The 22542-nt window shown below is 74.9% G+C and carries 14 protein-coding genes and 1 pseudogene; 8 read left to right on the top strand and 7 right to left on the bottom strand.

Annotation, left to right across the window (positions count from 1 at the left end; all coding sequences use genetic code 11):
- The first annotated feature begins 67 nt into the window (after window positions 1–67).
- Complete coding sequence (locus tag OIM89_RS21160) at window positions 68–3076, top strand: FG-GAP-like repeat-containing protein (protein ID WP_264491528.1); 3009 nt, start codon at window positions 68–70, stop codon at window positions 3074–3076.
- Between the two features lie 52 nt (window positions 3077–3128).
- On the opposite strand, the gene OIM89_RS21155 is transcribed toward OIM89_RS21160, so the two are convergent.
- The 5 genes from OIM89_RS21155 to OIM89_RS21135 all read right to left on the bottom strand — a co-directional run bounded on the left by OIM89_RS21155 (window position 3129) and on the right by OIM89_RS21135 (window position 8212).
- Window positions 3129–3518 (bottom strand): hypothetical protein, encoded by a 390-nt coding sequence (locus OIM89_RS21155; RefSeq protein WP_030700005.1) that lies wholly within the window; start codon window positions 3516–3518, stop codon window positions 3129–3131.
- 72 nt (window positions 3519–3590) lie between these two features.
- Window positions 3591–4502, bottom strand: coding sequence for a LysR family transcriptional regulator (locus OIM89_RS21150; RefSeq protein WP_264491527.1), 912 nt, complete (start codon window positions 4500–4502; stop codon window positions 3591–3593).
- Between the two features lie 812 nt (window positions 4503–5314).
- Window positions 5315–5545, bottom strand: a complete 231-nt coding sequence (locus OIM89_RS21145) for a hypothetical protein (protein WP_030700003.1) — start codon at window positions 5543–5545, stop codon at window positions 5315–5317.
- Window positions 5546–5565: 20 nt separating this feature from the next.
- Entirely contained in the window at window positions 5566–7860 is a 2295-nt protein-coding gene (malQ, locus tag OIM89_RS21140) for a 4-alpha-glucanotransferase (RefSeq protein ID WP_264491526.1), read from the bottom strand.
- Between the two features lies 1 nt (window position 7861).
- On the bottom strand, window positions 7862–8212 hold the full coding sequence (locus OIM89_RS21135) for a hypothetical protein (protein WP_030699968.1): 351 nt from the start codon (window positions 8210–8212) through the stop codon (window positions 7862–7864).
- A 350-nt stretch (window positions 8213–8562) separates the two neighbouring features.
- Here OIM89_RS21135 and OIM89_RS21130 point away from each other — a divergent pair, with 350 nt between their 5' ends.
- Window positions 8563–11628: a beta-N-acetylglucosaminidase domain-containing protein gene (locus OIM89_RS21130; RefSeq protein WP_264491525.1), complete on the top strand. Its 3066-nt coding sequence runs from the start codon at window positions 8563–8565 to the stop codon at window positions 11626–11628.
- Between the two features lie 15 nt (window positions 11629–11643).
- On the opposite strand, the pseudogene OIM89_RS29900 reads toward OIM89_RS21130, so the two are convergent.
- Window positions 11644–13236: pseudogene (locus OIM89_RS29900) on the bottom strand (alpha/beta hydrolase family esterase).
- A gap of 377 nt (window positions 13237–13613) precedes the next feature.
- A complete protein-coding gene (locus tag OIM89_RS21115; protein WP_030699971.1) occupies window positions 13614–14192 on the bottom strand; it encodes an HNH endonuclease in 579 nt (192 codons plus the stop codon).
- A gap of 396 nt (window positions 14193–14588) precedes the next feature.
- On the opposite strand from OIM89_RS21115, the gene OIM89_RS21110 reads away from it, so the two are divergent.
- The 6 genes from OIM89_RS21110 (at window position 14589) to OIM89_RS21085 (ending at window position 22462) form a co-directional block, all read left to right on the top strand.
- Entirely contained in the window at window positions 14589–15653 is a 1065-nt protein-coding gene (locus OIM89_RS21110; protein ID WP_195731023.1) for a mechanosensitive ion channel family protein, read from the top strand.
- A gap of 248 nt (window positions 15654–15901) precedes the next feature.
- Window positions 15902–17158: an ROK family transcriptional regulator gene (locus OIM89_RS21105; protein ID WP_226965220.1), complete on the top strand. Its 1257-nt coding sequence runs from the start codon at window positions 15902–15904 to the stop codon at window positions 17156–17158.
- 54 nt (window positions 17159–17212) lie between these two features.
- Window positions 17213–18478, top strand: coding sequence for a 6-phospho-beta-glucosidase (locus OIM89_RS21100; protein ID WP_195731022.1), 1266 nt, complete (start codon window positions 17213–17215; stop codon window positions 18476–18478).
- Window positions 18469–19446, top strand: a complete 978-nt coding sequence (locus OIM89_RS21095) for an N-acetylglucosamine kinase (RefSeq protein ID WP_195731021.1) — start codon at window positions 18469–18471, stop codon at window positions 19444–19446. Before OIM89_RS21100 ends, OIM89_RS21095 begins: the two co-directional genes overlap by 10 nt.
- A 698-nt stretch (window positions 19447–20144) precedes the next feature.
- Window positions 20145–21443 (top strand): hypothetical protein, encoded by a 1299-nt coding sequence (locus OIM89_RS21090; RefSeq protein ID WP_030700023.1) that lies wholly within the window; start codon window positions 20145–20147, stop codon window positions 21441–21443.
- A gap of 11 nt (window positions 21444–21454) precedes the next feature.
- Window positions 21455–22462 carry a glutamate ABC transporter substrate-binding protein gene (locus tag OIM89_RS21085; protein ID WP_151169487.1) on the top strand — a complete coding sequence of 336 codons (1008 nt, stop codon included), beginning with the start codon at window positions 21455–21457 and terminating at the stop codon, window positions 22460–22462.
- The last annotated feature ends 80 nt before the right edge of the window (window positions 22463–22542 follow it).

Here is a 22542-nt window from a genome sequence, read left to right as displayed (position 1 = left end):
CGCTCCGCCCCGGGCGTGCCCGCCCGGGTCCGGCTCCTTCCGAACAGAGAGACGTGCCATGCCGGTCATGAAGAGACCCGGCGCGCCGCGCCGCGGACGGCTCGCGATATCCGCCGCCGTCGCCGCGCTCGCCTGCCTGATCACCGCCGCACCCGCCCAGGCGGCCCCGCCCACCGCGCCCCCGCCGAGCACCGGCGGCGACCTCACCGAGGAGTCACGGGCGGTGGCCCGGTCCCAGGATTCCGGGACACCGGTGGAGGTGGCCTCCGCCCGCACCGAGACCGGCGAGGTGCACGCCATGCCGGACGGCACCCTGCGCCTCACCCAGCACGCCGCCCCGGTCCGTACCCAGCGGGACGGCGTGTGGAAGGACATCGACACCACCCTCTCCACCCGGGACGGCCGCGTCGCGCCCCGCTCGGCCGCCGGTGACGTGAGCTTCTCCGGCGGCGGTGACGGACCGCTCGCCGTCCTCACCGACCAGGGCCGCAGCGTCGAGCTGAGTTGGCCGGAAACACTCCCCGCACCGGCCCTCCAGGGCAACACCGCCACGTACCGGAACGTCCTCGACGGCGTCGACCTCGCGGTCACCGCCCAGGTCGACGGCTTCTCGCACGTCCTCGTCGTGCACAGCGCCGAGGCGGCCGCCGACCCCGCGCTGAAGGAGATCTCCTACGGCCTGAAGGGCGAGGGCGTCACCGTCGAGCGCGATGCGGAGTCCAACACGCTGCGCGCCGTCAACCCGGCCGGCCAGGAGTTGTTCGCCACCGCCACACCCCGCATGTGGGACTCGGGCGACGCCCCGGCCCAGCGGTCCCAGGGCGCCCGCTCCGCCGACACGCTCTCCCCCGTCGACCCGCTCGCCCCTGACGTCCGCTCCGCAGAGGTCGGCATGAAGACCTCCGACTCCACCCTGACGCTCACCCCGGACCCGGAGTTGCTCCGCGGCGAGGAGACCAGCTACCCGGTCTACATCGACCCCAACTTCAGCGGCTCCAAGCTGGCCTGGACGATCGCCTACGACCGCCACAAGAGCTCGTCCTTCTGGAACGGCACCAACTGGACCGGGAGTTACGCCAACGAGGCCCGGGTCGGCTACGAGAGCGACACCAAGGGCACCTCGCGGGCCTTCTTCCGCCTCAACTCCAAGGAGCTGGCGGGGGCCACGGTGCTCTCCGCCCAGTTCCAGATCACCAACACCTATTCGTGGTCCTGCCAGGCCCGCAACGTCGAACTCTGGCTGACCGGCGGCATCTCCGCCTCCACCACCTGGAACAAGCAGCCCTCCTGGGCGACCCACCTCCAGACCAAGTCCTTCGCCCACGGCTACACCGGCTGCGGCGCGAAGTCCGTCGACTTCAACGCCACCGAGGCCGCCAAGCGCTCCGCCGCCAACGGCTGGGCCAACATCACCCTGGGCCTGCGCGCCAGCTCGGAGTCGGACACCTTCACCTGGAAGCGGTTCAACTCCAACCCGAAGATCATCGTCAGCTACAACCGCACCCCGAACACCGCCCTGGCGATGGAGACCCGGCCCAGCACGGCCAACGACACCGCCTGCGCGGTGGCCCCGTACGTCTTCGTCGGCAACACCGACGTGACCCTTCGGGCCCGCGTCAGCGACCCCGACGGCGACAAGGTCACCGCCCGCTTCCACCTCTGGCCGACCGGCAAGCACCCCAACGACGCGGCCGACGGCGTCTTCGTCGTCAACGTCGACAAGACCAACATCACCAGCGGCGGCTGGGCCGAGCACACCGTCAGCAAGGACACCCTGAAGAAGTACGAAGGGTTCGGCAGCGGCGGCCGCTTCTCCTGGAAGGTGCAGGCCAGGGACGCGCACAGCGCCTCGGACTGGCTCCCGACCCAGGGCGCGCCCGGCTGCCAGTTCGGCTTCGACTCCGCCCGGCCCTCCGCCCTGCCCCAGGTCAGCTCGCCTGAGTTCCCCGGCAGCGGTGACGGTTCGGTCGGCGCGCCCGCCCGCACCCCCGGCTCCTTCACCTTCACCTCCGGCGGCGTCTCCGACGTCGTCTCCTACACCTACGGCCTCAACGTCTCCCCGCCCACCACCAAGGCGGAACCGGCCACCGCCGGCGGCCCGGTCACCGTCAGGCTCACCCCGGGCTACGCCGGACCGCACACCCTGTACGTCTTCAGCACCGACCGCGCCGGCAACAAGTCCGACACCCAGGCGTACTCCTTCTACGCGGACAGCCCGGGTACGCCCGACAAGCCCGGCGACGCCAACGGCGACGGCTTCCCCGACCTGTACTCGCTCGACGCCTCCGGCGGGCTGCGGCTGCATCCCGGCGCCGGCAGCGGTGGCACCGTCGGCACCGCGGCGGCCCTGCCCGCGCTCGGGCTGAAGGACGCGCTGGTCACCCGGCGCGGGGACTGGACCGCCGACTCCTTCGAGGACCTGGTGGCCCGGCACGCCGACGGCACGCTCTGGCTCTACCCGGCCGACGGCACCGGCCGGGTCGCCGACCTCACCCGGCAGCAGGTCCGCCAGTTCACCCGGCCCGGCGACGAGGGGCACATCGACCCCGCCACCTTCCGGCAGCTGGTCTCCCTCGGCGACCTCGGCCAGCCCGACCAGGCCGCCAGCCCGGACTTCCTCGCGGTGATCGGCGACGCGCTCTGGTACCTGCCCGGCTTCGGCAGCGGCTACCTGGACGAGGGCTATCCGCTGGCCGACAGCGGCTGGGCGGGCCGCACCCTGGTCTCCCCCGGCGACCTGGACGGCGACGGCCGCCCCGACCTGCTGGTCCGTGACACCGCCGACGGCAAGCTCTGGCTGTACCGGGGACGGGCCGGGGCGGACGGCTCGACCGACCCGCTCTCGCTGGCCGACGACACCCGCCGCACCGCCTACGGCACGGGCTTCACCCCCGCCGCCCACCCGCTGCTCGCCGCACCCGGCGACGCGAACGGCGACGGCGTGGGCGACCTGTGGACGACGGCGCCCTCCGCCCAGGGCGGCGCGCTCCTCTTCCACCGGGGCGGCACCTCGGCGCCCGGCACCCCGGTGACCGTGCAGGACGGCACGTGGGGCCAGGTGAGGTCACTGACCTGACGCCCAGGATGTCTGGAGCGGCCCCCGCCTCACCGGCGGGGGCCGCTCGCGTTCACACCCCCGGGTCGGCGACGCAGACGCCCGTGGCGGACGGGCCGCTGACGGTGACCCGGGCGCGCTCCCGTCCGCCGACGGTGACCACCAGATCGGCCCGGCCCCCGTCCTCGTCCAGGGTGGCGCTCAGCACCGGGATGGCGACCGGGCCGCGCATGGTGACCTCCTGGCGCCACGGCAGCCGGGGCTGGTCGACGGAGATCTCCTCCTCGCCCTCCTCCCCCTTCGGCGCGTAGGTCAACTCGACGACGCCGCGTCCCTCGACCCGGTACTCCACCCGCAGCCGCGTCCCGCCCCCGGCCACCGAGAACCGCGGCGACCCGGTGATCGCCCCGTCCAGTCCCCCGGCGTCACCCCAGCGCCCCCGCCCCTGGTCGTGCTCGCTCATGGTCTCCCCTCCCTCTGCGCGGCCCCGTGCCTGCGCCCCCGTACGGTAAGCGCCCGGCCGGCGGACGGTGCGTCAGGCCCCGGCCCTGAGCGCCGCCAGGACCCGGGCGACCGGGCCGCCGCCCTGTTCGGCGCCCCGGCGGACGGCGGCGATGACGTGGCGGCGCGGGCGGTCGGCCTCCAGGGGGCGGATCACGACGCTTCCCGGGGTGTACTCGGCGCTGACCATGCGCGGGACCAGGGCGACGCCCAGTTCCGCGCCGACCAGCGCCAGGATGGCGGGCCAGCCCGTCGCGGTGTGGGCCTGTTCCGGGCGGAACCCGGCGGCCTCGCAGGCGGCGCGGGTGATGTCCGACCAGGGGCCGTCGGCGCCGTAGATCCAGGGGTCGGCCGCCAGGTCGGCCAGGCGCAGGTCCGGGGCGCCGGCCAGGGGGTGGGCGCTGGGGAGCGCCACGTCCAGGGGGTCGGCCCGCAGGGGGACCCTCGTGAACCTGGGGTCGCGGACGGTCGGGGCGTGGGCCGCCAGCGACAGGGCGAGGTCGACCTCGCCGGCGGCCAGGAGGTCGTAGGCCTCCCCCGCCTCGGCCTCGCGGACGCGTAGCTCCAGGCCGGGGGCCTCCTCGCGCAGCCTCGTCACCAGGGGGACGACCAGGGCGGCCACCGCCGTCGAGAACGCGCCGATCCGGACCTGGCCCGCGTCGCCCCGGACCAGGGCCGCCAGGTCGGCGTCGGCCCGCTCCAGCTGGGCGAAGACCTCGTCGGCGTGGTGCAGGACCAGGTGGGCGGCGTCCGTGAGGCGGACGCGGCGGCCGTGTGCCTCCAGCAGGGGGACGCCCAGCTGCCGGGCGAAGTTCGACAGTTGCTGGGAGACCGCCGACGGGGCCATCAGCAGAGCCTCGGCTGTCGCCGTGACCGTGCCGTGCTGGTGCAGGGCACGCAGGATTCTCAGTTTGCGGAGGTCCCATTCCGGGGCGGGGGGCGCCATGTCCCGCACCTTACGCCCGGCCCCACCTGCCGCTGGGCTTGTCTTTTGCCTGGGGGCCGCTTGCCCCGCACCGGTCGGATGGCCTCAATCGCCGGCCGGGCTGCTTTTGGCTGGGCTCCGTCTCCACCGCGCCGGTCACAGATGGCCTCAATCGCCGGCCGGGCTGTGGGATTCGCGGTTCGTTCGCCGTCTGGGTCGGGCGGGGCCGCACCGGGGTACCTCCTCACAAACTGCAAGGTGCGGGGTCAGTCGCTCCAAGACGGCCGTGTGTGCAGTTTGCTGCGGGGGCACCCCGGCACGACCCCGCCCTTCCGTCTCGTCGGCGTCGTCCCGCCGGTGGGAGAGGAAAAGACAGACCGTCCCCGATTGATCTTTGTGGCCAACTGGACCGACGACGGTGGTCGCTGTGGAGAAGCCCGGTATGGGTGACGGCCTCTTCCCCCCTCCGGCGGTTGGCCGCGTACGAGACCGTGGGGTGGGGACGTGTCGGGGTGCCCCCGCAGCAAACTGCACACGAGGCCGCCATGCTCCAACTCACCCCGCACCCTGCAGTTTGTGAGGAGGTACCCCGGCGCGGCCCCGCCCCACCCACGCACCGGAGGAACCGCGACCCTCACAGCCCGGCCGGCGATTGAGGCCAATCAGTGACCGGCACGGGCAGCAAACCGGCACTCCCAAACGCGGCGCAGCCACATTCCAGCCCGGCCGGCGCTTGAGGCCTCAGTGAGGGGCGCGGGCGAGCGGGCGCCCAGGCAAAGGACAAGCCCGGCCGGGAGGCCGAGGGCCACCGAGCCGGGCAGGCAAACCAGGGTTCAGGAACGCTTGCCGGACTTGTCCATGACCATGACCAGCCCAGCGATCACCAGGAAGAGCACGATGGGCAGCGCCACGTAGAGCCCGAGGGTCTCCACCACGCTCAGCCCCGTCCCCGGGTCATCCCCGTCATCGCGCGTCAGCGCCAGCGCGGGGGACGTCATGAGCAGCGTCGTCAGCGTCGTACCGGCGACCACCGCACCGGCGCGCAGAGAGTTCTTCTTGTCCACGGTGCCAACGTAGCGAACGCCTAGACGGGCCGCGCGTCCGGGGGTGCCGTACGGGCCATGGGGGCGGGTGTCTGGTCCTCGGTGGCGACGGTGCGCAGCAGGCGGGCCACGCGCGGGGAGGCGGTCAGTTGTTCGAGGGCGACGGGGTGTCCCTGGGCGTCGGCGACGGGGAGCCGCCAGTTGGGGTACTGGTCCCAGGTGCCCGGGAGGTTCTGGGGGCGGCGGTCGCCGGTGCCGTCGGGGAGCCAGACGCCGATCATGCGGGCGGGGGTGCGGAGCAGGAAGCGGTGGACGGCGAGGACGGCGGCCTCCTCGTCGGGGGCGGCGCCGGGAAGGTGGCCGCCGGGGGCCGCGCCCATCAGGCCGAGGCCGTCGAGGACGGTGAGCCAGGTGGCGGTGGCGGCGGCCTCCTCGGCCTCCTCCTCGGCGAGGGGGCGGGTGAGCAGCCCGAGGCGGTTGCGGAGGCGGACGTGGTCGCCGGTGAGGCGGGAGGCGGTGGAGGGCAGGTCGTGGGTGGTGGCGGTGGCGACGCAGGAGGCGCGCCACGCCTCGGCGGGCAGCGGCAGCCCGGTGCCGTCCCAGTCGCGCTCGAACCAGAGGACGGAGGTGCCGAGCACGCCGTGCCGCTGGAGGGTCTCGCGGACGCCCGGTTCGACGGTGCCGAGGTCCTCGCCGATGACGACGGCGTCGGCGCGGTGGGCCTCCAGGGCGAGGACGGCGAGCATGGCCTCGGCGTCGTAGTGGACGTAGGTGCCGTCGGTGGGCGGGGCGCCGACGGGGACCCACCACAGGCGGAAGAGGCCCATGACGTGGTCGATGCGCAGGGCGCCCGCGTTGCGCAGCAGGGAGCGGAGGAGGCCGCGGTAGGGGGCGTAGCCGCCGGCGGCGAGGCGGTCGGGGCGCCAGGGCGGCAGCCCCCAGTCCTGGCCGAGGGCGTTGAAGGCGTCGGGGGGCGCGCCGACCGACATGCCGGCGGCGAAGACGTCCTGCTGGGACCAGGCGTCGGAGCCGTCGGGGTGGACGCCGACGGCCAGGTCGTGGACGAGGCCGACGGCCATCCCGGCCTCGCGGGCGGCGCGCTGGGCCTCGGCGAGCTGGGTGTCGGTGTACCAGGCGAGGCGGCGGTGGAAGTCGACCCGGGCGGCGAGTTCGGTGCGGGCGGCGGCGGTCTGCGGGGAGCGCGGGTCGGTGAGCGGGGCGGGCCATTCGGACCAGTGCGGGCCGTGGCGTTCGGTGAGGGCGGCCCAGGTGGCGTGGTCGGTGAGGGCCTGGCCGTGGGCGGCGGTGAAGTCGTCGTAGGCGGCCTGGCGGCCCGGCGGGAGCGGTACGGCGCAGAGGTGTTCGAGCGCTTCGCGCTTCAGCTCCCAGACGGCGTCGCGGTCGATGAGGGCCTGGCCGGAGAGGACCTGGCCGCGGAGTTCGGCGGCGCGGCGCAGCAGCCCGTCGAGGTGCGGGCGGACGTCGGCGGTGAGCGCGGTGTACTCGGGGATCGCCTCGACGCGCAGGTGCACCGGGTCGGGGAAGCGCCGGGAGGACGGCCGGTACGGGGAGGGGTCGGTGGGGGTGCCGGGGACGGCCGCGTGCAGGGGGTTGACCTGGACGAATCCGGCGCCGTGGACGCGTCCGGCCCAGGTGGCGAGTTCGGTGAGGTCGCCGAGGTCGCCCATGCCCCAGGAGCGGTGCGAGAGGAGGGAGTAGAGCTGGACGAGCAGGCCCCAGGCGCGGGACTCGGGCCCGCGGATGTGGTCGGGGGCGATGACGAGGTGGCTGGTGGCGGTGCGTCCGTCGGGCGTGGTGGCCTCGATCCGGTGGACGCCGAACGGTACGGCCCACAGCACGTCGGCGGCCGGGGGGAGGGCGCTGTCGGCGGGGGGCGGGGGCGCGGTGGCGGCCGGGACCAGGGGGACGGTCCAGTTCCAGGCGGGCGGCGGGGCCTCGCCGACGGGGGCGGCGCGGCGGACCGCCTCGCCCGCGTCCCGGCCCCCCGCGGGGGCGGGGCGGGCCGGGACGGGGTCGGGGTCGCGGGTCAGGCGGACCCGGGTGCCCGGGGGCAGTGCCGCCAGCTCGGGCGCGGTGCGCGGGTCGGCCGACGGGGCGGCGGACCGGAGCACCACGGTGGGCGGCAGCAGGCGGGCGGCCTGTCCGGCTTCGGCTTTCTCCAGGGCGGTCCGGATCGCTTCGGGGCTGCTCGCGTCGACGCCGAGGGCGGCCAGGGCGGCCACGACGGCGGATTCGGCGGCCGGAACGGTGCGGTCCGGGGAAGGGGAGTAAGAGGTGGCGACACCATGGAGCTTGGCGAGCCGGGACAGGGCCAATTCAGCCTCCTGAGGAAACCGCTCCGAGCAGGGCGTCCTCCGCGACGACGGCGGCGGCCGCGGCCGGCTCGCTGGTCAGCGGGGCGGTGTCGGGCAGGGGTGGTTCGCTGGTGAGCGGCGCGGCGTCGGCCAGCGGCGGCTCACTGGTGAGGGGCGGCTCGGAGAGTCCGTAGGCGCACGAGCCTTCGAGGCCGGAGTCGGGGTGGGACACCAGGGAGTAGTCGACGGTGTCGGGGTCGAAGGGGTCGTCGGGTCGGCCGGCGAGGGTGGTGGGGTGGGGAATCGCCGGGAGGTCGTGCAGTTCCGGACGTTTGGAAAGGGCGGACAGAAGCAGGTGTGCCGATGCGGCCACGGGGGCCTCCTTGGTCGCGGGTGCGAAGCACGGTCAGGGCAGCCCTACCCAGCTTGTCGACACGCAGACGTGTGCGTTCGGCCAACGTGTTCCGGGTCACATTGTGCGCGGTGGGCGGTCCATCGCGAGGGGGCGCGCCCGGGGCACGCACAATGGAGGGGCCGCCGGGAACGCCGAACGCCCCCTTCCGGCCGTTGACACCGGCACTTGGGGGTGATGGGCTTCCTAGCCGTCCGGCCGTGTGGCCGGAACAGGCTCGTCCCGCGCATGCCCCGTCATCCGCGCGCCACACCTCGCGCGTCATACTCCTTCTGGCCCACCCGTCCCCGCCGCCCGTTGGGAGAGGACCCGTGCAGCTCCGCCGCAGCAGGACCGCCGCCGCTCTGGCCGTGGCCGTGATCGCCGGAACGCTGGGGGGCGCACCGACCGCGCTGGCCGCTCCGCCCGCCCCGGACCCCGCCACCGCCGCCGACGAGGCCCCGGACGACGCGAAGGGCGAGACCGCGGGGCTGCCCTCCGTCTGGCCGCGCCCGCAGTCGCTGCGCGCCGCCGACGGCAGGGTGGCGCTGGGGTCGCGGGTGGTGCTTCTGGCGCCGATCGGTACCGACCCGTACGCGCTGAAGGCGCTGCGGGAGGTGCTGCGGGAGGCCGGGGTCCGTGACATCGACGAGGTGAGCGCCGAGAGCGACGTGCCCGCGGGCGCGACGCCGGTGGTGCGGGTCGGCGGCGAGTCCGCCGCCCGGGCCTCGGCCGGCGCGACGGGGCTGGAGAAGACGCTGCGCGCGCTGGGCGCGAGCGCCCGGGACGATCTGCCGCAGGGCGGGTACCGGCTGGCGGCCGGTGAGGCCGGCGGGCGGCCGACGGTGGCGATGGCGGGCGTCGGCGAGGACGGCCTCTTCCACGCGGTCCAGACGCTCCGTCAGCTGGTGCGCGACGGGGTGGTGCCGGGTGTGGTGGTCCGCGACTGGCCCGGGACGCCGGTGCGCGGCCTCTCCGAGGGCTTCTACGGCACCCCGTGGACGACCGAGCAGCGGCTGGGCCAGCTGGACTTCCTGGGCCGCACCAAGCAGAACCACTACCTGTACGCGCCGGGCGACGACCTGTTCCGGCAGGCGCGCTGGCGGGAGCCGTACCCGGCCGAGCAGCGCACGGCGTTCCGCGCGCTGGCGGAGCGTGCCCGCGAGAACCACGTGACGCTGGCCTGGGCGGTGGCGCCGGGTCAGGCGATGTGCCTCGCCTCCGAGGACGACGTGAAGGCGCTCAACCGGAAGATCGACGCGATGTGGGCGCTGGGGGCGCGTGCCTTCCAGCTCCAGTTCCAGGACGTGTCGTACAGCGAGTGGCACTGCGGCGAGGACGAGGCGGAGTTCGGCTCGGGCCCGGCCGCGGCGGCCCGTGCCCAGGCGCGGGTGGCCAACGCGGTCGCCGCGCACCTGGCGGAGCGTCACCCCGGTTCGCGGCCGCTGTCGCTGATGCCGACGGAGTACTACCAGAAGGGCGCGACGGAGTACCGCCGCGAGCTCGCCACCGAGCTGGAGGCGGACGTGCAGGTGGCGTGGACCGGCGTCGGGGTGGTGCCGCGCACCATCACCGGCCGGGAGCTGGCGGGCACCCGCGAGGTGCTCGACCACCCGCTGGTCACCCTGGACAACTACCCGGTCAACGACTACGCGCAGGACCGGATCTTCCTCGGCCCCTACACGGGCCGTGAACCGGCGGTCGCGACCGGCTCGGCGGCGCTGATCGCCACCGCGATGGAGCAGCCGGCCGCCTCGCGCATCCCCCTGTTCACCTCAGGGGACTACGCGTGGAACCCGAAGGACTACCGGCCCATGGAGTCCTGGCAGGCCGCCATGGACACGCTCGCCGGGGAGGACCCCGAGACCCGCGAGGCGGTCCGGGCGCTGGCCCGCAACACCGCCTCCTCGGTGCTGGGCGCCGACGAGTCGGCGTACCTGCGGCCGCTGCTGGCGAAGTTCTGGGCGACCCGGGCGGACGCGGCGCGGGCAGCCGGGCGGCCCGGCACCGAGGCCGCGAACGCCGCCGCGCGGGCAGCCAAGGAGCTGCGCGCCGCCTTCTCGGTGATGCGGGCGACGCCCGAGCGGCTGGACGGCGGCGGGTCGGGGCTGGGCGAGGAGGTGCGGCCCTGGTCGGAGCAGCTGGCGCGGTTCGGGCAGGCCGGTGAGCTGGCGGTCGACCTGCTGGCGGCGCAGGCGCGGGGCGACGGCACGGCCGCCTGGCACGCCGAGCGGGCGCTGCGGGCGGTCCGCGCGGAGACCTCGCGGAACAAGGTGACGGTCGGCGACGGCGTCCTCGGCCCCTTCCTCGACCAGGTCGAGAAGACCGCCGACAGCTGGCACGGCACGGTCGGCGGCGACGGCGAGAAGGTCGCCGACACCGGCTCGGCGTACACGGTGGCGCTGCCCCGGGTCCGCCCGCTGGCCGGGGTGACGGTGCGGACCGACCCGGGCGTCTCCGGGGTGGTCGAGGCGCGGGTCCCGGGCAAGGGCTGGCAGCCGGTGACGCGGCTGGAGCCCGGCGGCTGGACCGACGTGGAGAGCCGGGGGCTGCGCGCCGACGCGCTGCGGGTCACCGGCCCCGAGGCGGAGCGGGTCGACCGGCTGGTGCCCTGGTACGAGGACGGCGCCGAGGCCGCGCTGCGGCTGGGCCGGGGCGAGGCGGACGCCGAGATCGGCGGCAAGGCCGGCGAGGTGACGGCCCGTCTGACGGCCCACCGCCCCGGCACCGTACGCGGCGCGCTGAAGGCGAAGACCCCGGAGGGCATCCAGGTCTCCGCCCCCGGCGAGTCCGTCCTGCCGCGCGGCACCGAGGTCCGCATCCCGGTCTCCGTGCGGGTCGCGGACGGTGTGCGCCCGGGGAGTTACGAGGTGCCGGTGGAGTTCGGCGGCCGCTCGGCCACGCTGACGGTCCGCGCGTTCCCGCCCACCGAGGACCGCGACCTGGTCCGCTCCGGCAAGGCCACCTCCTCGGCCGACGAGACGGAGGACTTCCCGGCCCGGGCGGCGGCCGACGGCGACCCGGAGAGCCGCTGGTCCTCCCCCGCCGAGGACAACGCCTGGTGGCAGACGGAACTCCCCGAACCGGCCCGCGTCGGCCGCGTGGAACTCCACTGGCAGGACGCCTACGCCGCCGCCTACCGCGTCCAGGTCTCCGAGGACGGCCGGATCTGGCGCACGGCGGCGACGGTCAAGGACGGCAAGGGCGGCCGCGAACGGGTCGGCCTGGACGCGAAGAACGTACGGTTCCTCCGCGTCCAGGGCGACAAGCGCGCCACCCGGTACGGCTACTCCCTCTTCTCCGTCGAGGCGTACGCGGTCGCGGAGAGAGAGAAGGAGAAGGGCGAGGACAAGGGGAAGGGCGACGGGAAGGCGGAGGAGAAGCCCGGCCGCGACTAGGTCCTGTCCGGGCCCTCACTCCCACTCGACGGTGAGCTTGGCCTCCGTCCCCGTGCGCAGGAAGAGGTACGCGGTCGAGGCGGGCGCGTCGGCGAGGCGCAGTCTCAGCTGGGTCGGGCCGGTGCGGTTGACCTCGGTGAAGGCGGTCGAGTCGGCGCTGCCTGAGGTGAAGCGGGCCAGTTCGGCGGCGCCGGAGGCGGTGGCGGGCGCGGCCCAGTCCTCGGCGGCGGTGGCGCAGCTCGCGCCGAAGCAGCCGTTGCGCACGTCGATCAGCAGCCGGTTCCCGCCGGCCCACGGGTCCCCGCTGCCACTGGCCCGGCTGACGGTGACGTAGGCCCGGGTGACCGTGGCGTCGTCGGGCACGGCGGAGGTGTCGAAGGAGAGCAGCGTCCGGTTGTGCTGCCCGTCGGTGCCCCGCCCGACGGCGGCGCCCATGGCCCCCTCCAGCGTGCCGACCGCGGCCCCGGTCCCGCTCGCGGACGCCTTCACGTACCCGTCCTCGGCGGCGGTGCTGGGGATGACGGCCCGCTGGGCGGGGGTGCCCGGGCCGGTGCCGCCGCCGTCCTCGGCCAGGCCCCAGAACCGCCCGATGTGATAGGCGGCGCAGATGTTCACGTCGAGGATTTACGCCCCCGCCCTCCCGCACTGCTCGGCCCCGCTCCCCGGGTCGACGGGCTGCCCGTGGCCCATCCCGGTGATCGTGTACGTCTCGACGACGTCCCGGCCGCTGCCGTCCCGGTAGACGGCGTGCGGGTGACCGCCCACGGTGCCGGTGGCGTCCGGGGTGGTGTCGGTGCCGTGCACGGCGGTCCACTGCTCGACGGTCTCGGTGAGGTTGGCCGGGACGACGGTGGTGTCCGTCGTCCCCTGCCAGACGGAGACGGCCGGCCAGGGCCCGGCGTACCCGGGGTAGGCGTCGCGCACCTTGGCGGCCCAGGCGGCCGGGGTGAGGTTGCTCCCCGGATTCATGCAGGAGTACGCGGCGACGACGCTGGTGGCGCAGGCGTACGGCAGCCCGGCGACCGGCGCGCCGGAGGCGAAGACGTCCGGGTAGGCGGCGAGCATCACGTTGGTCATGGCGGCCCCGGCCGACAGCCCCGTGGCGTGCACCCGCGCCGGGTCGCTCCCCACGTCCGCCTTCATCCGGTCGGTCATCTGCTTGACCGACAGCGCCTCGCCGGCGCCCCGCCGGATGTCACCCGCCTCGAACCAGTTGAAGCAGCTGTTCAGGTTGTTGGCCGACTGCTGCTGCGGCAGCACCAGCGCGAACCCCCACTGGTCGGCCCACTTCGTCCACCCGGTCTCGTCGTCGAACCCGCCCGCCGACTGCGTGCACCCGTGCATCGCCACCACCAGCGGCCGCCCCGCGGGCAGCCCGTCCGGCACGTACCGGAACATCCGCAGATTCCCCGGATTGCTCCCGAACCCCGTCACCTCGGTCAGCGAGGCGGCCCGCGCGGGAGCGGTGAGCGAGGCCGGGCCTGCCACTCCGAGGAGGGAGACCAGCAAGGCCCCGACCGCGGCCCCCGCGAACGGCCTCCGAAAACCGCCGGGGCCGCGCCGCGCCCCCTCCCGGCCTACGCGTGCGCGGACGAATGACAGCCTCATCGCGACTCCCTCGGCTCACCCCCGCCACCCGGCCCCGGCGGGGTACTGCCAGGGACGGTAGGCCGCGCCAAAGGCCCGGCGGCACGGGGCGGCACCCCATGGAGGGGAGAGGGCTATGGGGTCCGGGCCCATTTACGGCAGGGCATCTTCAGGCGCGGCCAGAACCAGCTCCGAGCCCGGCAAAAATCAGCCCGGCCGACACACTCCAAGCCCGGCCGGCGTATGAGGCCACTTCTCAAGCCCGGCCGGCGCTTGAGGTCACCTTTCAAGCCCGGCCGGCGCTTGAGGCCATCGTGAACCGGCACAGGAAGCCGGAACTCAGCAAAATCCAGCCCGGCCGGCGCTCGAGGCCAGAAAAGCCCAGCCGGCGCTCGAGACTAGGCCCCGGCCCGGGCGGGCCGCACAGCAACAGCCTCACCCCCGCCCCCCACATGCTCGATGCGCGCCAGCGCGTCATCCCCACCGAAGGGCTGAAGATAAGGCAGCCACCGCGGATCACGGTGCCCCGTCCCGATGATCCGCCAGGCCAGCCCGGTGGGCGGCGCCGGCTTGTGGCGCAGCCTCCACCCCAGCTCCATGAGGTGCCGGTCGGCCTTGACGTGGTTGCACCTCCGGCAGGAGGCGACCACGTTGTCCCACACGTGCCGCCCGCCCCGGCTCCGCGGAATGACATGGTCCACGCTGGTGGCGACACCCCCGCAGTACACGCACCGCCCACCGTCCCGGGCGAACAGCGCCCGCCGCGTCAGCGGCACGGGCCCCCGGTACGGCACCTTCACGAAGCGCTTGAGCCGGACGACGCTCGGCGCGGGGACGGTACGGCTCTCGCTGTGCAGGAAGGCGCCGGATTCCTCCAGGCACACCGCCTTGCTCTCCAGCACGAGCACGAGTGCGCGGCGGAGCGGTACGACGCCGAGTGGCTCGTAGGACGCGTTGAGGACGAGGACGTGCGGCACGTGTGCCTCCTTGTACGCCGGCGGCGCGTGGCTCGCGCCGGGACGATCTGTTTCAGTTTCCCCTCACGCCCGGCCGGAGCGCCACCATGTCCGGGTAACGGGGTGAGGGGGTTTTTCCGCGTCCGGGCCCGCCGTGGGGCCGGACGGACGGCTGTGACCTGGGGTGCGACCGGTCCGGGGGTCGCGAAGGGTACCCGGGTGTGCGGTCGGCCACACCGGTGGCGGGGCGTGCGGGCAGCGCCGCAGGCCGGGGGTGGTGCGCCGGAGCCGGGCGCCCGGCGCGCGCATGAGGGGCCGTTAGTGTGGAGGAGCCGTCCACACCGTCTTCACCCCGCCGCACCGCGCGGCGGGGCCGCGTACTCCGGTGGACGGCTCGTCACCGCCCGGAGGTACCCCGTGTTCCCATCCGCACCGGCCGCAGGCCGGGAGGACACCGTCACGCTCGAAGAGGCCCAGGAGCGGGCCACCGACGCGGCGGGCTGGGTGTCGGAGAACTGGTCGACGTGGCTGGAGACCGGGCTGCGCATCCTGCTGATCATCGTCGTGGCGGCGGCGCTGCGGATGGTCATCCGTAAGACGATCACCAACCTCATAGACCGGATGAACCGCACCGCCTCGGCGGTGGACGGGACGGCCCTGGGCGGGCTGCTGGTCAACGCGGAGCGGCGGCGTCAGCGGTCGCAGGCGATCGGCTCGGTGCTGCGCTCGGTCGCCTCGTTCCTCATCGTGGGCACGGCCGCGCTGATGATCCTCGACACCTTCCAGATCAACCTGGCGCCGCTGCTGGCCTCGGCCGGTGTCGCCGGTGTGGCCATCGGTTTCGGCGCGCGCAACCTGGTCACGGACTTCCTCTCCGGCGTCTTCATGATCCTGGAGGACCAGTACGGCGTCGGCGACACCATCGACGCGGGGGTCGCCACCGGCGAGGTGGTCGAGGTCGGCCTGCGCGTCACCAAGCTGCGCGGCCCGAACGGCGCCGTCTGGTACGTCCGCAACGGCGAGGTCAAGCGGATCGGCAACCTCAGCCAGGGCTGGGCCACCGCCTCCGTCGAGGTCACCGTCCGCTCCGACGAGGACCTCGACAAGGTCCGCGACACGCTCACCGAGGTGGGCGCGCAGATCGCCAAGGACGAGCCGTGGAACGAGCGGCTGTGGGGCCCGGTGGAGGTCCTGGGCCTCGACTCCGTCCTGCTGGACTCCATGGTGGTCGGCGTCTCCGCCAAGACCATGCCCGCCCAGGACCTGGCCGTGGAGCGGGAGCTGCGCTGGCGGATCAAGAAGGCGCTCGACGCGGCGGGCATCTCCCTCGTGGGCGGCCCCGCGGAGATCGCCGAGGAGGACGCCGCCGACCCGTCGGCCGGGATGGCCGCGCCCTCGGCGTACGCCTCCGCGACCTCGCCGCAGTCGCTGGCCGCCTCCCCGATACCGCCGCCCGCGTCCGGCCCGAAGCTCGGCAAGTAACCGGCTCCGACCCGCCCCGCTCCGTACCGCCGCCCCGTTCCCGGTCCTCCGGGGGCGGGGCGGCGGCGTTCCCGCGCAGGTTCCCGCAGGTTCCGGAGGCTTGTCCTGCGGGGCGCGGATCGGTAGGTTCACGAACTGGCAGGAAAGTTTCCTGTCAGTTGCCGGAAGGCGCCTCGTGGGCGTCCCGGTGACCGGTGCGGAGACGGGCGGCGCGGATGGTGGCGGGGACTCCCCGGGTACTGCGGGTGATGAACGAGCGGGCCGCGCTGGACCTGCTGACCGAGCACGGCGCCCTCTCGCGGGCCCGGCTCGGCGCGCTGACCGGTCTCTCCAAGCCCACGGTCTCGCAGCTCCTGGCCCGCCTGGAGGCGGCCGGACTGGTCGGTTCCGCCGGCACCAGCGAGGGCAGGCCCGGCCCCGGCGCGCGGCTGTACGCCCTGCGCGGCGAGGTGGCGTACGTGGCCGCGCTCGACGTACGCCCCGGCCGCGTCCGTGCGGCGGTCGCCGACGTCACCGGCGCCGTCCTCGCCACCCACACCCTGGCCACCCCCGCCCGGCCGGGCCCCGGCGGTGTCGCGGCCCAGCTCACCGCCGCCCTCGACGGCGCGGCCAGGGCCGCCGGGATCGAGCGCCCGGCCCTGCGCCGGGTGGTGGTCGGCACGCCCGGCGCCTTCGACCCGCGCACCGGCCGCCTGCGGTACGCGGGCCACCTCGCGGGCTGGCACTCCCCCGGCCTGCTGGCCGAGGTGGCCGCCGCCCTGCACCCCGTACCGGTCGAGTACGAGAACGACGTCAACCTCGCCGCCGTCGCCGAGCGGCGTCTCGGCGCGGCCCGCGGCCACGAGGACTTCGTCCTGCTGTGGAACGGCACCGGACTGGGCGCGGCCCTGGTCCTCGGCGGCCGCCTGCACCGGGGCTGGACCGGCGGCGCGGGCGAGATCGGCTTCCTCCCCGTGGCGGGAACCCCGCTGGTGCGAGGCGTGGCCAGGACGGGCAGCGGCGGCTTCCAGGAGCTGGCGGGGGCGCAGGCGCTGCCCCGGCTGGCACGGGAGCTGGGAGTTCCGGTGCCGGAGGCGGGGCCCGGGGGCGCGGACCCGGCCGACGGGGAGGCCGTCGCGGCGGCGTTGCTGCGCACGGCGGCCGAGGCGTACCCGCGGCCCGGCGAGGACCCGGTCCCGGGAGGGGCGGAGCTGCCGCACGACGGGACCTTCTCCCCGCACGCCGGCCCGGTGGCGCTGCTGCGGGCGTACGCCGTGCGGCTCGCGACCGGGATCGCCTCGCTCGTCGCCGTGCTCGACCCGGCGGTGATCGTGCTGACCGGCCGGGTGCTGGCCGCCGGCGGCGAGCCGCTGCTGCGGCTGACCGAGGCGGAACTGGCCGAGCTCGCACCGTCCCGGCCCCGCCTGCTGGCCGGCGAGGTCACCGGCGACCCGGTGGTGCGCGGCGGCCTGGAGGTCGCCCTCACCACCGTCCGCGACGAGGTCTTCGACACCGCCGCCCTGTAGCGACTGCGGCGCGTACCCACACACTCCACCCACTCCACACCCGAGGAGCCATCAATGAAGCTGACCGTCGTAGGGGGCGGGTCCACCTACACCCCCGAGCTGATCGACGGGTTCGCGCGGCTGCGGGACACGCTGCCGCTGACCGAACTGGTCCTGGTCGACCCCGACGCCGGGCGGCTGGAGCTGGTCGGCGGGCTGGCCCGGCGGATCTTCGCCCGGCAGGGCCACCCCGGGACCATCACCACCACCGCCGACCTGGACGCCGGGGTGGAGGGCGCGGACGCCGTGCTGCTCCAGCTCCGGGTGGGCGGGCAGGCGGCCCGGCAGCGCGACGAGAGCTGGCCGCTGGAGTGCGGGTGCGTCGGCCAGGAGACCACCGGCGCGGGCGGCCTCGCCAAGGCGCTGCGCACCGTACCCGTCGTCCTCGACATGGCCGAGCGCGTCCGGCGTACCAACCCCGACGCGTGGATCATCGACTTCACCAACCCGGTCGGCATCGTCACCCGCGCCCTGCTCCAGGCCGGCCACAAGGCGGTCGGGCTCTGCAACGTCGCCATCGGCTTCCAGCGGAAGTTCGCCCGCCTCCTCGACGTGGCACCCGCCGAGGTCCACCTCGGCCACGTCGGCCTCAACCACCTCTCCTGGGAGACCTCCGTCCGGCTCGGCGGCCCCACCGGCGAGGACGTCCTGCCGCGTCTGCTCACCGACCACGGCGACACCCTCGCCGCCGACCTGCACCTCCCCCGCCCCCTCCTGGACCGCCTCGGGGTCGTCCCCTCCTACTACCTCCGCTACTTCTACGCGCACGACGTGGTCGTCGACGAGCTGCGCACCGGCCCCTCCCGCGCCGAGAAGGTCGCGGCCATGGAACGCGAACTCCTGGAGCTGTACGCCGACCCCGCGCTCGACGAGAAGCCCGAGCTGCTGTCCCAGCGCGGCGGCGCCTTCTACTCGGAGGCCGCCGTCGACCTCGCCGCCGCCCTCCTCGGCCGTGGCGGCAGCCCCCTCCAGGTGGTCAACGCCCGCAACGACGGCACCCTCCCCTTTCTCCCCGACGACGCCGTCATCGAGGTCCAGGCCGAGGTCGGCCCCGAGGGCGCCCGCCCGCTGGCCGTCCCCACCCTCGACCCGCTGTACGCCGGACTGGTCCAGCACGTCACCGCGTACGAGGACCTGGCGCTCCGGGCGGCCCTGGAAGGCGGCCGCGACCGCGTCTTCGCCGCCCTGTTCGCGCACCCCCTGATCGGCCAGTACGACCAGGCCGAGGCCCTCACCGACCTCCTCCTCGCCCACAACCAGGAGCACCTGCCGTGGGCCTGAGCGGAGCCGTGCTCGCCATCGACGCGGGCAACAGCAAGACCGACGTGGCCGTGGTGACCGCCGGCGGCGAGGTCGCCGGCACCGCGCGCGGCGGCGGCTTCCGGCCGCCCGCGACCGGCGTCGAGGCGGCCGTCGACACCCTGGCCGAGGCCGTCGCGCGCGCCCAGGAGGCGGCGGGACACCTCCCCGTCGCCCAGGTTTCGGCCTGCCTCGCCAACGCCGACCTCCCCGTCGAGGAGGCACAGCTCTCCGCCGCGATAACCGCCCGGGGCTGGGGCGCGTCGGTCGAGGTCCGCAACGACACCTTCGCCGTCCTCCGCGCCGGCCTCCTGGAGGACGCCGCCCCCCGAGGCGTCGCCGTCGTCTGCGGCGCCGGCATCAACTGCGCCGGCATGCTCCCCGACGGCCGCACCGCCCGCTTCCCCGCCCTCGGCCGCATCTCCGGCGACTGGGGCGGCGGGGGCGGCCTCGCCGAGGAGGCCCTGTGGCACGCGGCCCGCGCGGAGGACGGGCGGGGGGAGCCTACGGAGTTGGCGCGCGCCCTGCCCGGGCACTTCGGGCTGGGGTCGATGTACGCGCTGATCGAGGCGCTGCACCTGGGGCACGTCCCGCCCGGGCGACGACACGAGCTGACGCCCGTGCTGTTCACGGTGGCGGAGGCGGGCGACCCGGTGGCGGCCGGGCTGGTGGACCGGCTGGCGGAGGAGGTCGCCAACATGGCGGCTGTCGCGCTGGGGCGGTTGGCGTTGCTGGACTCGCCGGCTCCGGTGGTGCTGGGCGGGAGCATCCTGGCTGCGCGGCGGCCGGGGCTGGATGCGGGGGTGCGGGGGGAGTTGGCGCGGCGGGCGCCGTTGGCGGAGGTGCGAGTGGTGGAGGCTGCACCGGTGTTGGGGGCGGTGCTGTTGGGGATGGATGCGGTGGGGGCGGGGGTGGGGGCTTATGAGCGGGTGCGGGGGTGGTTTGGGTGAGGGGGGCTGTGGGGGGGCTTGAGGTGGGCTTCAATGGGGGGAGGTTGGCGTTTGCGAGGCCGGGGGGATCTCATGAACCGTTCGCGCGGAATGCCGGAATTTCTGAAGTTGGCGTGGGTCGGGGGTTGGGCGGGGTAAACCCGCAGGTTGGAGAGAGTGGTCCCCGCGCATGCGGGGGTGGTCCCATGCCGCCCGGCGCGCCCGCCGCAGGAAGCGAGTGGTCCCCGCGCAGGCAGGGCTTCACCCACGTCAAGCCCGATCCAGTGGGCTAAACCCGCACCCAACCACCCCACCCCGCACACCCCCGATCCCCCAGCCCCGGGAACCAACCCCACCCCCCACCACGTATCCCCCACAGAGCCGCCCACCGCACCCCCCGCCCACCCGGGCGCCCGCCCCCGGATCAGGTGAACGCCCGTGTGGTTCGTGGGGAGTGCGGCCATACTGGCGGCCGGGCACTAGCTTCCCCGGGAGTGGGGAAGGGTGTTCTGCGACAGGACCGAGGGGGAGGTCGCGTGAGCAGTCAGCCGACGGGCGGGGCGCCGCCGGGGTCCGCCGTGGGCGCGTTGTCGGTGCCCCCGCCTCGTTCGCCTGCGCCCCTCCCCGACCCGCCTGGTCCGGCCGGTGTGCCCGGGCCTGTTCCCGACCCACCCCAAGAGTCCGGCCTGCCCGCCCGTCTCCGGGCGCAGGCCCGTACCGTGCCCGGTGGGCTGCGGGTGGTGGCGGGGTTGTTGACGGTGTTGATCGGGGCGTTCGGGGTGGTGGCCTCGTTCCAGGTGGCGGAGAGGTCGGATGCGGCGCGGGACGTGTTGAGTCGGTCGCAGCCGCTCAGTGCCGACGCGGCGGCGGTGTACCGGTCGCTGGCCGATGCCAACACGGCGGCTTCCAGTGGGTTTCTGGCCGGGGGGCTGGAGCCGGTGGAGGTGCGGGAGCGGTACGACCGGGACATCGCGACCGCGTCGCGGAAGCTGGTGACGGCCGCTGCGGCTACCGACGGGTCGGCGGATTCGGCGGCGGAGATCGAGAAGTTGAGCCGGCTGCTGCCGGTGTACACGGCGCGGATCGAGGCGGCGCGGGCCAACAACCGCCAGGGGCTGCCGCTCGGCGGGGCCTGGCTGCGGAACGCCAACGACCTGATGCAGGAGGAGATGCTGCCCGCCGCCGAACGGCTCTACCAGGCGGAGAAGGAGCGGCTGCGTACCGACTACGCCACCGCGCAGGGCTTCCCGTGGGTGGCGGTCGGGCTGGGTGTGCTGACGGTGGGGGCGCTGGGCGGGGTGCAGCACGCCCTGTACCGGCGGACCAATCGGCGGTTCAACGTGGGGCTGCTCGGCGCCACCGCCGCCTGCGGGGTGCTGCTGGTGTGGGTGACGGCCGGTCATACGCTGGCCTCCGCCGGGCTCTCCGACTCGTACGAGCACGGCGTGCGGTCGCTGAACGTACTGAACGACGCGCGGATCAGCGCGCTGAAGGCGCGGGGCGGGGAGAACCTGACGCTGGTGGCGCGGGGGGCCGTGACGGTTCCGGCGGGGCAGAAGTTCGCGGGGCAGGACAGTTACGACGTGGCGTACCGGGCGGAGATGGCGCGGCTGCTGGGTCCGGAGGGCGCCGGCGGGAGCGGCGGGCTGCTCGGGCGGGCGCTGGAGCTGGCCGACGACGCCGGGGGCGGTGACCCGGTGCGGGCTGCCGCCGACCGGGCCGGGGAGTGGCGCGAACGCCACCTCGAAGCCCGGGAGTACGACGAGGCGGGCGAGTACGAGCAGGCGCTGAAGCGGGTGATCGGCACCGAGGAGGACGAGGCGACCGGGGCCTCCTTCGACCGGCTGGACGCCGCGCTGGAGAAGGCTCTCGCCCATGAACAGGGCGAGTTCGAGCGGGCCGCGCGGGCCGGCGGCGGCTCCCTGACCGGGCTGGTCGCCTGGTCGCTGGTGCTCGCCGCGCTGGGCACGGCGGGGGCCGGGGTCGGCATCGCCCGCAGACTGGCGGAGTACCGGTGACAGGAGACGCCATGAACCGTAGCGACCGCGAGCGGCCGCGCCCCCGCCCCCGGCTGCGCGGCTGGGGCGGGGTGAGCGCGATGGCGGTGGCGTGCGCGCTGACGGCGGCGCTGGCGCTGCTGCCGCTCCAGCGGGTGAGCGAGGCGACGCTCGGCATGGACGACACCGCCCCGCGCGGTCCGGCGGCGGCGGAGCCGGCCCGGGCCGAGGCGTGCGAGAAGCCGGAGGCGTCGACGGCGCGGCCCTCGCGGGCGGAGGGGGCGACGCTGGAGCGGATCAAGTCCCGTACGGACAAGCCGCGGAAGCTGATCGTCGGGATCGACCAGAACAGTTACCGCTGGGGCTACCGGGACCCGGCCACCGGTTCGCTGGAGGGCTTCGACATCGACCTGGTGCGGGCCATAGCGGAGGAGCTGATGGGCGATCCGGAGGCGGTGGTCTTCCGGGCGATACCGACCAACCGGCGTGTCCAGGCGATCGACAGCGGCGAGGTGGACATGGTGGTGCGCACCATGACCATCACCTGCGACCGGATCAAGGAGGTGGCGTTCTCCACCGCCTACTTCGAGACCGGACAGCAGCTGCTGGTGCCGAAGGGGTCGAAGATCACCGGTCATGACACGTCGTTGAAGGGCCGCAGGGTCTGCGCGGCGGCCGGGTCGACGGCACTGGCGGAACTGGAGACGGAGTCGCACGGCGCGGACATCTCCACCACCGTCCCCAACCAGCTGGACTGCCTGGTGCGGCTCCAGCTCGGCGAGGTCGACGCGGTCGTCACCGACAGCGCGCTGGCGGCCGGGCAGGCGGCGCAGGACCCGATGGTGGAGCTGGTGGGCGAGCCGTTCACCGAGGAGTTCTACGGCGTGGCGATGCACAAGGACGCGAAGGACCTGGTGGCCCGGGTCAACCAGGTGCTGGTGGAGTACCGCGAGGACGGCTGGGAGCGGTCGTACGACAAGTGGCTGAAGGACGGCATGGGGAAGTCCCCCGGGCCGCCGTCCGCCACCTACCGGGACTGACCGGGCCCGGGGACGGGGCGGCGGCACGGGGCGCGTGGGCACGGGACGGAAGCGGCGGCGGGCCGCCGGGCGGTACTCGC

This window comes from Streptomyces sp. BI87 (assembly GCF_025957665.1).
Taxonomy (GTDB): domain Bacteria; phylum Actinomycetota; class Actinomycetes; order Streptomycetales; family Streptomycetaceae; genus Streptomyces; species Streptomyces albidoflavus.
Note: the sequence above shows the minus strand (reverse complement) of the source record. Positions and strands in the feature narration are given on the sequence as shown.